At 39.4% G+C, this 12106-nt stretch carries 12 protein-coding genes; 5 read left to right on the top strand and 7 right to left on the bottom strand.

What is annotated here, in order from left to right:
- Positions 1–50: 50 nt before the first annotated feature.
- The 5 genes from JOC48_RS11570 (at position 51) to JOC48_RS11590 (ending at position 5626) form a co-directional block, all read left to right on the top strand.
- The gene (locus tag JOC48_RS11570) at positions 51–1103 is read left to right on the top strand and encodes an ABC transporter ATP-binding protein (protein ID WP_239584331.1); all 1053 of its coding nucleotides are present in this window, start codon (positions 51–53) and stop codon (positions 1101–1103) included.
- The gene (locus tag JOC48_RS11575; protein ID WP_204499860.1) at positions 1096–2127 is read left to right on the top strand and encodes an ABC transporter ATP-binding protein; all 1032 of its coding nucleotides are present in this window, start codon (positions 1096–1098) and stop codon (positions 2125–2127) included. The genes JOC48_RS11570 and JOC48_RS11575 overlap by 8 nt, the downstream gene beginning before the upstream one ends.
- A complete protein-coding gene (locus tag JOC48_RS11580; protein ID WP_204499862.1) occupies positions 2108–2671 on the top strand; it encodes an HAD family hydrolase in 564 nt (187 codons plus the stop codon). Before JOC48_RS11575 ends, JOC48_RS11580 begins: the two co-directional genes overlap by 20 nt.
- A 189-nt stretch (positions 2672–2860) precedes the next feature.
- Positions 2861–3871 carry a LacI family DNA-binding transcriptional regulator gene (locus tag JOC48_RS11585; protein ID WP_204499863.1) on the top strand — a complete coding sequence of 337 codons (1011 nt, stop codon included), beginning with the start codon at positions 2861–2863 and terminating at the stop codon, positions 3869–3871.
- A 24-nt stretch (positions 3872–3895) separates the two neighbouring features.
- Positions 3896–5626 carry a prenyltransferase/squalene oxidase repeat-containing protein gene (locus tag JOC48_RS11590; protein WP_204499865.1) on the top strand — a complete coding sequence of 577 codons (1731 nt, stop codon included), beginning with the start codon at positions 3896–3898 and terminating at the stop codon, positions 5624–5626.
- 99 nt (positions 5627–5725) lie between these two features.
- Here the strand turns inward: JOC48_RS11590 and JOC48_RS11595 are convergent, their stop codons facing one another.
- The 7 genes from JOC48_RS11595 to JOC48_RS11625 form a co-directional block, all read right to left on the bottom strand.
- A complete protein-coding gene (locus JOC48_RS11595; protein ID WP_204499867.1) occupies positions 5726–6514 on the bottom strand; it encodes an HAD family hydrolase in 789 nt (262 codons plus the stop codon).
- A gap of 180 nt (positions 6515–6694) precedes the next feature.
- Entirely contained in the window at positions 6695–8170 is a 1476-nt protein-coding gene (betB, locus tag JOC48_RS11600) for a betaine-aldehyde dehydrogenase (RefSeq protein ID WP_204499870.1), read from the bottom strand.
- An 18-nt stretch (positions 8171–8188) separates the two neighbouring features.
- Positions 8189–8722 carry a chromate transporter gene (locus JOC48_RS11605; RefSeq protein ID WP_204499872.1) on the bottom strand — a complete coding sequence of 178 codons (534 nt, stop codon included), beginning with the start codon at positions 8720–8722 and terminating at the stop codon, positions 8189–8191.
- Between the two features lie 7 nt (positions 8723–8729).
- The gene (locus JOC48_RS11610) at positions 8730–9311 is read right to left on the bottom strand and encodes a chromate transporter (RefSeq protein ID WP_204499874.1); all 582 of its coding nucleotides are present in this window, start codon (positions 9309–9311) and stop codon (positions 8730–8732) included.
- A 3-nt stretch (positions 9312–9314) separates the two neighbouring features.
- Positions 9315–10316 (bottom strand): NAD(P)/FAD-dependent oxidoreductase, encoded by a 1002-nt coding sequence (locus JOC48_RS11615; protein ID WP_204499876.1) that lies wholly within the window; start codon positions 10314–10316, stop codon positions 9315–9317.
- Between the two features lie 19 nt (positions 10317–10335).
- Positions 10336–10695, bottom strand: a complete 360-nt coding sequence (locus JOC48_RS11620) for a Rieske (2Fe-2S) protein (protein WP_204499878.1) — start codon at positions 10693–10695, stop codon at positions 10336–10338.
- Positions 10696–10709: 14 nt separating this feature from the next.
- Positions 10710–11771, bottom strand: coding sequence for an amidohydrolase family protein (locus tag JOC48_RS11625; protein WP_204499880.1), 1062 nt, complete (start codon positions 11769–11771; stop codon positions 10710–10712).
- Positions 11772–12106 lie beyond the last annotated feature (335 nt).

A 12106-nucleotide genomic window follows, 5' to 3' on the forward strand; every position in this document is an offset into this window, starting at 1 on the left:
ACGTTACTAGATGGAAGACATAAAACTTTAAATTAGAATGAGGGGATAGTATGAATGTGAATAATATAAAACAACAGCCTGAAGAAAAACCTCTTCTATCCGTTAAGAACCTTAATATTGAAATCCAAATGGATAATGCAGTGCTAAACGCTGTAGATGGGGTAAGTTTTAACATTGAAAAAGGAAAAACACTTGGTTTAGTAGGAGAGTCTGGTTGTGGGAAGAGCTTAACTAGTAGATCAATCATGAGTCTTAACCCCAAAGAATGTGAAACAACAGGGGAGATCCTTTATAATTCAACGATAGATAAAAAGATGAATAATGTAAATATCGTAGATTTAGATCCTACTGGAAAAAAGGTTCGGTCTATTCGTGGAAAGAAAATATCGATGATCTTCCAAGAACCAATGACAGCTCTATCACCTTTATACACAATTGGCAATCAAATAATGGAAGCAATATTACTACATCGTACAAAAAATAAAAAAGAAGCTAAAAAAATCGCGTTGGAAATGTTAAGAAAAGTAGGTATATCGGATGAAGAAAAGCGATTTGATCAATACCCTCATGAATTCTCTGGTGGTATGCGTCAACGTGTAGTTATTGCAATGGCTTTGTCATGTAATCCCGAATTACTAATTGCAGATGAGCCTACTACTGCCTTAGATGTGACAATCCAGGCACAAGTAATGGAGCTTATGAAAAGTTTACAGTATGAATTTGGCATGGCAATCCTGCTTGTTACGCATGATCTCGGGGTTATTGCTGAAATGTGTGATGAAGTTGCTGTCATGTATTTAGGTAAAGTTGTGGAAAAAGCATCTGTTAGAGAAATTTTCTATAATCCGAAACATCCGTACACAAAAGGACTAATTAAATCTATGCCTAAATTAGGTAGTGAAAAAAAGCGTCTAGAACCAATTGAAGGCACCGTCCCACTAGCTATCAATATGAGGAATAAATGTGGTTTCTATGACCGTTGTAGCGAGCGAATAGCAGGAGTATGCGATGTGAAGGCTGTTCCAGATACGCAATTATCCGCGGATCATAGCGTAAGATGTTTTCTATATAGCGAGTATGGGGAGGAAGAAAAAAATGCCTGAACGAATTTTACAAGTAACAGATTTGAATAAGGAATTCAAAGTTAAAACGAATAAAATATTCAAAAGGTCGATACCAGTCAAAGTATTAAAGGATATTACCTTCGACTTAGTGGAAGGAGAGACGTTAAGTATTGTTGGTGAATCAGGTTCGGGTAAAACAACGTTAGGTAGATGTGTCCTTAAGGGATTGGATGCAACATCTGGTGAGGTTATCTATCAAACAGAAGATGATAGAGAAGTAGATTATTTAAATCTAAATAAAGAAGATTTTAAAAAATATCGAAAAGATATCCAAATGATTTTCCAAGATCCTTATTCAGCATTAAATCCCCGAATGACTGTCTATGATATTATTTCTGAACCCCTTATTACTAATTTTGATTTAGAAAAAAGAGAAGTCGAAGAACTTGTCGGTGATATTGCGAAAAAAGTAGGTTTGAATCCTAGTTTAATGAAACGCTATCCACATGCCTTTTCTGGTGGGCAAAGACAAAGGATTGCGATTGCTCGGGCTTTAATTACACAACCAAGAATTATTGTTTGTGATGAAGCGGTGTCTGCACTTGATGTATCTATTCAGGCGCAAATTATAAATCTGCTAGGGGATTTGCAAAAAGAATTTGGAATTACTTATATCTTTATTTCCCATGACTTATCAGTCGTGCAAACAATCTCGGATCGGGTAGCGGTGATGCACTTAGGAAGAATTGTCGAACTGGCGTCGGTTGATGATATTTTTGACAATCCGAAGCATCCATACACAGAAGCGCTGTTATCGTCCGTACCTAAGGCTGATCCGGATGCTACAAGTGACCGCATTATTTTGGAGGGGGAAGTGCCAAACCCAGGAAACCCGCCGAGTGGATGTGAGTTCCACCCAAGATGTCCGTACGCAACAGAGAAGTGTATGACAGAGATACCAGAAATAAAGGCGATAGGTAAAGATAAAAGACATTACTCGGCATGCCATTATGCTGAAGAATTACAATTAAGAGGTGTAGACTATGGTGCAAAAGCTCAATAACGAAAGTGAAAAGAAACTAATTGTATTTTTAGATGTTGGTGATACAATCGTCGATGAAGGAACGGAAATTCGCGACGATCAGGAAGTAGTTATCAAGGCGGATCTGATACCAGGAGCCGATACGATGGTGAAGACGTTAGCGGAACGAGGCTATACGCTCGCAGTTGTAGCAGATGGTCTCGCTCAATCGTTTAAAAATACATTAACACAAAATGGATTATACGATTATTTTACAGCGATGATTTATTCAGAAAATATTAAAGAATTAAAGCCAAGTCCTCGTATGTTTAAAGCAGCGATTGGAGCATTAGATCTTTGTGAAAAGGATATTCCTAGGATTATCATGGTGGGTAATAATCTGCGGAGAGATATCGCCGGTGCTAATCGAATGGGAATCACAAGTGTTTATTTAGACTGGACAACGAGATATCCGAAAGAGGCTCGAGATAAAGATGAAGTACCAGACTATACGATAAGTCAACCAGTGGATTTGATTGACTTGGTAGAGGAGATCAATCAACTACTAGATGTTAAAACTCCTTAATTATTCTAGTGTAGTGATCTTATATTTGCATCTTTACTAATGATATAGGTGCTTTAGTTACTCTCTGTTACAGGATAATTAATAGCTATAGACGTTCATTTGTTGGTTAGGAAAATGGTTTCCTCGTTGCATTTTTTATGTAAAATGGATAGATGATTTAATTAAAATGAGTGGAAAGTAGGGAATGGTATGAAGGTCACGATTTATGAGGTGGCGGAAAGAGCGGGTGTGTCAATAGCCACTGTTTCAAAGGTGATAAATAATACAGGGAAAATGCGAGATTCCACTCGATTAAAGGTTATGAAAGTCATGAAGGAATTAAACTACTCTCCTAATCCAATGGCGTCTGCATTAACTGGAAAACGAACAGGAACTTTTGGGCTACTTGTTCCTGACATTTCCAATCCTTTTTTTTCAGAAATCGCACGTACAATCGAAGACCGTGCTCATGAACGGGGGATGAGTATTTTTATATGTAGTACGGATGAAAATGAAGGGAAGGAAAAGAAGTATCTAGAACTACTACGTAGAAAGCAAGTGGATGGTTTAATCATCGCCTCTTCTTTTCATAATAAAACCTCATTAAAAGAATTAAAGGATAGCCAAGTTCCGCTAGTTTTGCTTACACAGGATGATCCTTCTCTTGGCATTACATCCGTATCTGTTGATGATTTCGTTGGTGGTTTTGAGGCGACCTCTCATTTATTATCTAAAGGTCATCAAAATATAGTTATTATTGCCGAAACTACTCCTAGTAGTAAAATGCGAATTTATGGATATCGTGAAGCCCATGAAAGATATGGGCTCAATTTTAAAGAGGATAACGTGATAAGGACAACTGCATCTATAATAAATGGAAAAGAATGTTTGCAACAAATATTTGATAAAGAAGATATTCCTACGGCTATATTTGCATGTAATGATTTAATAGCTATTGGGGTAATGCAAGGTGCGAAGGGAAGAGGAATAGTAATTCCAGAAGACCTGTCTATTGTAGGTTTTGATAATACTATTCTTGCTACTACTACTGTTCCGGCGTTAACTACTATTTCTCAGCCAATAAAAGATATGGGTACTAAAGTAGTAGATATCATTATAGACGAAATTAAAGGGAAGAATGTATCGAGGGAAAGAGTTCTCTTTCTACCTAAATTGATTGAAAGGGAAACAACTGCTGAAATACAGGAAAAAGTAAAATAAAACTGGTATGAAGGTAGTGATTGGATGAATTTGTTTAAACAAATCGTTAAACTTAACGACAAAATATCTCAATCTTTTATGGATGAGCAGATACTAAGTGAGGATAGCCGTTACTATGGAGGAATTATAGAGAAGAAAACAGGGATCCCAAGCCCGAGCCATACAGGAACAGGTAGCGTAATTGGGTCATGGGTAAGCTCATTCGTTAATATGGATTCAAAATACTACCATGATCCTGAATTGAAGAGAAGAATAAGTATGGCGTTAGACTATATGATAGATCAGCAACACGAAGATGGGACTATTTCTCCAGGGTGGACCAATTATAATTCTCCTCCTGATACAGGATTTATTATCACAGGATTTGCTCAAATCTATCATTTATTAGATGCTGATACAAGTGAAGAATCGGATCAATTAGCGAAAAAAGTTTTATTGTTTTTGGAAAGAACAATCCCGGCTATGTTAACTGGTGGCTGTCATACCCCTAATCATCGTTGGGTACTAACTTCAGCTTTAAGTCATCTTTATAAAATATTCGGAAATCCAGCATTGGTTGAACGCGCAGAGGAGTGGCTGAATGAGGGAATAGATATTACAGAGGATGGAGAATGGACAGAACGAAGCAACGGTATTTATAACTCTGTTAGCAATATTTTTCTTTATCATACTGCGAAATTGTTGAATAAGCCAAAGCTATTAAACTATGTTAGAAAAAACTTAGATATGATGAAATATTTAGTACACCCTAACGGAGATGTTGTAACAGAATACTCAGGGCGTCAAGATTTTGGAGATACTTATGACTTATCACCTTATCATTTAATTTATCGATTAATGGCTGTTGAAGATAATAACCCTATGTTCGGAGCTATGTCTCATCTCGCAGCTGAATCCCTATTTGATATGGGGCCAGTTAATAATCATGTAATATTAGGCTATTTGTCGTTCCCATGGATAAAAGATGTTAACTTCGAGAAAGTAGAATTACCAAAAAACTATGAAGTAATGATAAATGAAAATTTTCCTGTAAAAGCGTATTTGAAAAAAATGAAGGAGGTTGGACATCATTCAAAAATAGAGCATAGCAGTATGCATACGGCTTTCGGTTCCCAAACTGTCCGTTATCGAAATGAACAACAAAGTATCACGATAATGACTAATAATTCTTCCTTCTTTGCTTTACGTCATAATGAAGCAAAGCTATTAGGAGTTCAGCTTTATTCGAGTTTTTCACCAGGAATCATTGAATTTGATACTGTTGAACGTATTAATAGTGGTTATCGGCTAGAAAAACAGATGGAAAAAGGGTATAAAGGTCCAATTCTACAAGAAAACTCATCCAGTGATCTAGAAACGAGTACGTGGTATTTGCTTCCACATCAAAAACGTACCATGACACATAACCAAATCTATCAGATGAAGACTGATATTTTTAGGGAAGGGAATGATTGGGTTATTCATATTCAATCAGATGATAGAAAAGATGTATTTACTCAGGTCGTATTTATACTTGAAGCAGATGCAACGTACTCAGGACAAGGAATCGAGCAAATGGAGGAAGGATCATCTTTCTGGAAACACGGTGAACTTATTTTAAGCTCTGGTAACAATAGAATTATTCTTGAATCTGGTGAGCATGAACATTGGCAATCTAGTGTGGGAAGTCCTGTTATGAATAATAAAGGCTTGCACACAATAAAGGTAAATCTTATATCGCCAGTTGATAAAACTTTTCGAATACGCTGCGAATAGTTTAAAGTGCGTGCTTTAACATATTCTCTCGGAATTAATTGTTCATTAACAATAATCAAACAATTACAGCCGATATAAAGAGACAGGGTATCTCACAAGTTATATGACATAGGACTTGATAAGATACCGTTCGATACATTCAGCTAAACCGTCATTTTGATGATGCCCTGTGACAAAATCAGCTGCGTCTTTGACCTCATTACTAGCGTTACCCATCGCAACGCCAATTCCAGCATGGCGAAGCATTTGGATGTCATTTGGGCCATCTCCAATTGTTACTACTTCCTTTGGATTAATTCCAAATGTGCGGAGTATCGTTTTGATCGCTGCCCATTTTGAAACGCCATGAGCGACCATTTCAAAGCCATCGTCCCAATCGATAACATTTGCTTCTTCTTTAAACAAAGCGGATAGTTCCGGGCTTGGTTTACCTGTTCGAATACTATATTTGAATACATCTTGATAACTTGCATGCCTTAAATCTCCAACATAACGTGGAGGAATTTGCCCAACATTTGTCCAATAATCGATTTCTTCATTTGTTTCTTTACAATAAAGCCCGGTTGCTGTATGGATAATAACATTACAAGGACTTTCAGCGGTTAGATGGTGAAATCGTTCTTCATTCAATCGGACGGTTTTCATCTGCATAACTCTTCCTGACAATGCATCGTGAATAGCAGCACCATTCAAACAAATCATCGGCGTTCGTAATCCAAGCTCTTTATGGTAGGGAGCGGTCACTTCATAGTGTCGACCAGTGGCTAGAAAAACCTTTACTCCTTGATTAACAAGCCTATTTATAGCTTCTATATTTCGACGAGAGATGGTATTTGAAGCTGTTAGTAGTGTCCCATCCATATCAATAAACATTGCACGTACATTCATTTTTTACTGCCTCCTTTTTCTAGGGTAAGGCAATCATATCATCTGAATATTAAGGTCCAGTAAACTGGGTGTACAGATTAAGTGAAGTTTTCATTTTTTGGTTGGTCACTTGATGAGGGATGGCGTTTCAGGGGGTATCTTGATAGGGAAAGGGACGGGGGACCTGTCCCTCCGTCCCAGTTAATTTCCGAACCAGTTGATAGGTTCTGGATTCAGGTTGTGCATAATGTGCTTTGTTTCTGTATATTCTTCTAGTCCAGGTTTGCCTAATTCACGGCCGATACCTGATTGTTTGAAACCGCCCCATGGTGCATGAGGGAAGTAAAGGTTGAATTCGTTAATCCATACAGTGCCCATGCGCATTTTGGCAACACAACGCTCTGCTTTAACGATGTCATTTGTCCATACGCCGCCAGCTAATCCATAAATGGAGTCATTTGCTAGCTTGACAGCTTCTTCCTCTGTTTGGAATTTCTCGACAGTAATGATTGGACCGAATGCTTCGTCTTGAACAATGCTCATATCGGTTGTGCAATCCGTAAAAATCGTCGGTAAATAGAAAAAGCCGTTTTGAAGTGCTGGATCTTCTGGACGTTTACCGCCTATACACAGCTTAGCACCTTCTTTTTTACCTGCTTCCACATAGCTCTCAACCTTCGCTAAATGCTCAGCTGAAATGAGTGGTCCCATTTGGGTATCCTCATTAAAACCGCTGCCGATTTTAATGTTTTTCACACGTTCCACTAGGGCTTCCACGAACTTGTCGTGAATACTTTCTTCGACAATCAGTCTCGTCCCAGCTGAACAAATTTGTCCGGCATGGAAGAATACGGCATTCATCGCTTGATCGACTGCTGTTTCAAAGTCAGCGTCTGCAAACACAACGTTAGGGTTTTTTCCACCAAGCTCAAGCGCTAGTTTTTTTACATTGACACTAGCGGCCTGCATAATTTTTTTCCCAGTTTCAATGCCGCCTGTGAAGGAGATTAAATCGACATCAACATTCGTAGAAAGCTCCGCACCAACTGTATTACCTGCTCCCATCACAAGATTCGCCACGCCGGCTGGGACACCTGCTTCTTCCATTAACTCAAATACTTTAACCGTTGTAAGAGGTGTAATTTCACTTGGTTTCATCACAAGCGTGTTCCCGGTAACCAAGGCTGGTGCAAGCTTCCATGATGCTTGTAGCAATGGATAGTTCCAAGGTGTGATTTGTCCACAAACACCTACAGGCTCGTGTACGACTTTACTAATTGAATTTGGAACTGGAGACGCAATGATTTCTCCACCATCTTTGTCGCCGATTTCAGCATAATAGCGGAATACTCCGGCGATATCATCCATATCCCAACGGCTTTCATCTACTGTTTTACCTGTATCAAGTGATTCAAGTTCAGCTAGTTCTTCTTTATCTCTTTCGATTAGTTCCGCAATTTTTCGAACAATGCTAGCTCGTTCCGTTGCTGGTGTGTTTGGCCAATCTCCTTGATCAAACGTTTGTTTAGCAGCTGCAATTGCTGCTTTGGCATCTGTTTGATCCCCTTCTGCAGCTGTTGCAATCTCTTCTTGATTGTATGGGTTAATAATGGTACGTGTTTGCGCATTAGTGGCATCCACCCATTTTCCATCGATGAACATCTTTATTATTTTCATAAAGTCGCCTTCCTCCTTTTAAAAACCATAAATTGCGATCCCTAGTAACCCTGAACAACCAATAACCCAAACTGGTGACACTTTTTTCACCAACAGTATGATGGAAAAAATGAAAATAAGATACTGAGGGTATGCTGTCGCTGGCGATGACAATAAATCTGTTTGTTTGCTCATGATTAATCCTGCATAAAGGATAAGGGCCGCAATCACTGGATGTATTCCATATAAGCACTTCTGAACGATTGTTAGGTGTGCCTGGTGCGTTACGGTTTTGATAATGCCTAATACTAGAATAAAAGAAGGGAGCAAATTACCGAATATTGCAATGATTGCTCCCAATGGTCCTGCTGTGTGGTAACCAATAAATAAAGCTGAGTTCGTCGCGATTGGTCCAGGTGAGGACCCGGCAATCGCAATGATATCTGTGAATTGTTGATTAGGAATCCAATGGTGCGCGCGATTTGCCTGCTCCATTAGCGGAATCATCGCGTAACCACCACCGAATCCCAGTAATCCTATTTTAAAAAACGCCAAAAACAGATTAATGAGCATGGTTTATTCACCTTCTACGATTCCAAATCGATGGAAGCAGCCCGGCCAATCCACCTCCGATAATCAAGAAAAAGGGGGACAGGCTAAGGATGACGAGTGTACTTAGCGTGATCAGAAAAATTAATAAAGTGAATTTGTTCTGAATCGCTCGTCTTCCAATTTTGTAGGATGCAAATACAATGAGTCCAATAATAGCGGGCCGAATCCCTTTAAACGCATCTTCCACAATCGATAAATGTTGATAGTGGAGATATAGATAGGTTAACCCTATAATAATCAGACTAGCTGGCAAAACCATACCGAGGATGGCAGATAAGGCACCCAATACGCCTCTAACGGAATAGCCAATATAAATAGCGGAATTAATCGCAATCGAACCAGGGGCTGATTGGGCTACTGCTACAACGTTTGGAATCTCTTCTTTGGTAAGCCAGTTTCGTTTATTTACTACCTCACTCTCAATGTGGGGAATCATGGCAATCCCACCGCCAAAGGTGAGAGGGCTAATTTTGATAAAGGTGAGAAAAATAGCAAATAAATCTGTTACATAGCTTCCAGTTGCTACGACTTGTTTCTCTTGGGAAATCAAATTTTACGCGCCGCCTAACACTCTTGTACTATGGGGCGGTTGCACTTTTGCCTTTGGATCAATATAATGCTTCGCTTGACTAATAGCGGTTGGTGCTTCCCCAAACCCGGAAGCGATTAGTTTCACTTTGCCGGCGTGTGTTGTAATATCACCAGCAGCATAAATTCCTGAGATATTGGTTTCCGTTTTTTCATTTACTACAATTGAATTTTTTTCTAGATCTAATCCCCATTCTCTAATCGCACCTAAGTCAGAAAGAAAGCCGTGATTGACAATGAGAGCATCTACTTCTAGGTTTTCCGTAAGGTCACCTTTATTTTCTTTGATAACAACCTGTTCAATGAAACCGTCTTGACCGATTAAATCATCAATAACCATGGGTGTTTTAATTTGAACGGTTGATTCTTTCAATTGATGGACACTGTGTTCATGTGCTCGAAACGCATCTCGACGGTGGACAAGTGAAACCTCCTCAGCAATGTCCTCCAGCATAAGAGCCCAATCAACAGCAGAATCTCCACCACCTGCCACACACACTTTTTTACCTTTAAAAGCTTGAAGGTCTGTAATCGAATAGAGAAGGTTATTTCCTTCGTACTCGCTAGCTGCTTCATGCTTTAGGCGGCGTGGTTGGAAGGCACCAGCACCACTCGTTATGATCACTGTTTTCGCGTAGTGAACATCTTTTGTCGTCGTTACTTTAAATAGCTGGTCATCCAGCTTTTCCACATACTGAACGTTTTCCTCCAGGCATATTTCTGGGTCGAATTGCTTCGCTTGTTCTTCTAGTTGGTTAACTAAGTCTTTTGCTAAAACTTTTGGAAAACCAGCAACATCGTAAATATATTTTTCCGGGTACAAAGCCATTAGCTGTCCGCCAACCTGTGGCAAGCTGTCGATGACTTTGACCGACATTTCACGCATACCTCCGTAAAAGGCAGCGAATAAACCGGTAGGACCTGCTCCAATAATGATGGAGTCCACAACATTTTCCGTTTGATTCATCGTTTTCACCTTCTTTTCTTTATTTATAGACAATGACATCTTCGTCTTCTACTCGAACTTTATAGCTTGGTAGTTTTTTGCTAGGGTTGGCTAGCATTCTACCTTCGTCCTTTATATCAAATTCTCTCCCATGCCATGGGCAACGAATAATTTCACCTTTTCGACAGTAATGGTAATCTCCTGGTTTACTTTTGTCAGTCGTTGCTCCGCAGATCATGCCTTTATCAAGTGGAGCACCCTGGTGGTTACATTGGTTTAGAAAAGCATAAAATTTACCATCTAATGTTCGGCAAACTAACACATTTTGCTTTCCAAGATTAGCCGCCTTCATTTCGCCAGGCTCTAGTTCTGTTGTTTTACATACGACTTGTTCTTTCATGTTGTTCAACCCTCCTATGAATTTGGTAGTTTTGGATAAAATGCTTTTGCATTCTCTGCGAAAATTTTCTGTTTCAATTCGGCATCCATATTCGGCAATGCGCGAGTCGGCGAATCATAATCCCAGTGTGGGTAATCCGTAGAGAAGCATAGGATTTCATCGGTCCCCATTTGTTCAATAAGAGACATAAACTCTTGCTTTGTTAATTCCTCTGCTGGCTGTGTTGTTACTCGAATTTGCTCTTTGAAAATATCACTTGGCTTACGTTTCAACCAAGGTACTTCATGGCGCAGGTCGCGGTATTGCTGGTCCATTTTCCACATGAGGTGAGGAACCCAAGTAAATCCACCTTCAATCATCATTAATCCGAGATTAGGGAACTTATCAAATACACCATTGAAAATCATATTCGTCACTTGCTTCATATGAGCAGTAGGAATTAATGTGTGCCACTCAATGAAATATCTTGGCCATTTTCCGTAATAGACAGGTGGTTCATTGTGGTGCATGCCGATCATCAAGTTGTGCTTTTCAGCAGCCTCAAAAATTGGGTGATAGAATGGATCGCCCCACATGATGTCATCAATCGGCAGTAAAACCTGGACCATCTTTGGATGGGATCCAACTCTTTCAATTTCTTTGACTGCAGCGTCACGATCCTGTGCTGCGATATGCACAGATCCATATAAACGGTCATCTTTGTCTAACCATTCTTCTATTTGCCAATCATTGTAGGCAGATGCTAGTGCTGTCGCCATTTCATACCAACCATGCATAGATGATGGTGAAGGGTCTAATGCACTCGTTAAGATGCCGAACTCATGACCGATATCATCCAGCAGTTGTTTTTGCATAAATGCTAAGTCTGATCCAGCTGGACGACCATCTGGTAGAACAGCGTCAGCTCGATCTACACCTGCTACTGCCGGCTGGGTATACGGCATATGCTTTTCTTGTATCCAATGACAATTTTGAATGTAATGTTTAAAAGGCTCATCAAGGTATTTCAATATATCCGCGTATTGCACGCGTTCGTGTATATCTGTATCTACGATTCTAATTTGGTTTTTAGCCAAGGTTCATTCCTCCCGATACGTTGTTTTTACGATATTGTGAATTTTATCAGCACATGAACAATTCCTCCAAACCCACTGAGTGGCATTGAGTACCAATTAGCTAGGTCAGTGAAGGCCAGTGAAGCTCAGTGAACGTCAGTGACCTTTTTTAACTTTTTTAAATAAAATGTTTAAAAAGTAGAAAACGGGCATGAAGAGGTGATAAAAGTATTTGGGGGGGGCAGTAAGGTTTCGATTCACAGAAAGAACAAAACGAAAGCCAAAGATTCGTTTAGTACACAGAGAAATAGTTCGCTGAATTAAACGAAAGCCAAAGATTCATTTAATTCACAGAG

Origin of the sequence: Aquibacillus albus, assembly GCF_016908325.1 — a bacterium.
In the GTDB taxonomy this organism is placed as follows: domain Bacteria; phylum Bacillota; class Bacilli; order Bacillales; family Amphibacillaceae; genus Aquibacillus_A; species Aquibacillus_A albus.

Bases quoted from the DNA above. Each gene is read 5' to 3' on its own strand.
- JOC48_RS11605 (WP_204499872.1), bottom strand. From the start codon at position 8,722: ATGCTCATTAATCTGTTTTTGGCGTTTTTTAAAATAGGATTACTGGGA.
- JOC48_RS11615 (WP_204499876.1), bottom strand. From the start codon at position 10,316: ATGAATCAAACGGAAAATGTTGTGGACTCCATCATTATTGGAGCAGGT.
- JOC48_RS11595 (WP_204499867.1), bottom strand. From the start codon at position 6,514: ATGAATGTACGTGCAATGTTTATTGATATGGATGGGACACTACTAACA.
- JOC48_RS11620 (WP_204499878.1), bottom strand. From the start codon at position 10,695: ATGAAAGAACAAGTCGTATGTAAAACAACAGAACTAGAGCCTGGCGAA.
- JOC48_RS11590 (WP_204499865.1), top strand. From the start codon at position 3,896: ATGAATTTGTTTAAACAAATCGTTAAACTTAACGACAAAATATCTCAA.
- JOC48_RS11580 (WP_204499862.1), top strand. From the start codon at position 2,108: ATGGTGCAAAAGCTCAATAACGAAAGTGAAAAGAAACTAATTGTATTT.
- JOC48_RS11575 (WP_204499860.1), top strand. From the start codon at position 1,096: ATGCCTGAACGAATTTTACAAGTAACAGATTTGAATAAGGAATTCAAA.
- betB (WP_204499870.1), bottom strand. From the start codon at position 8,170: ATGAAAATAATAAAGATGTTCATCGATGGAAAATGGGTGGATGCCACT.
- JOC48_RS11570 (WP_239584331.1), top strand. From the start codon at position 51: ATGAATGTGAATAATATAAAACAACAGCCTGAAGAAAAACCTCTTCTA.
- JOC48_RS11585 (WP_204499863.1), top strand. From the start codon at position 2,861: ATGAAGGTCACGATTTATGAGGTGGCGGAAAGAGCGGGTGTGTCAATA.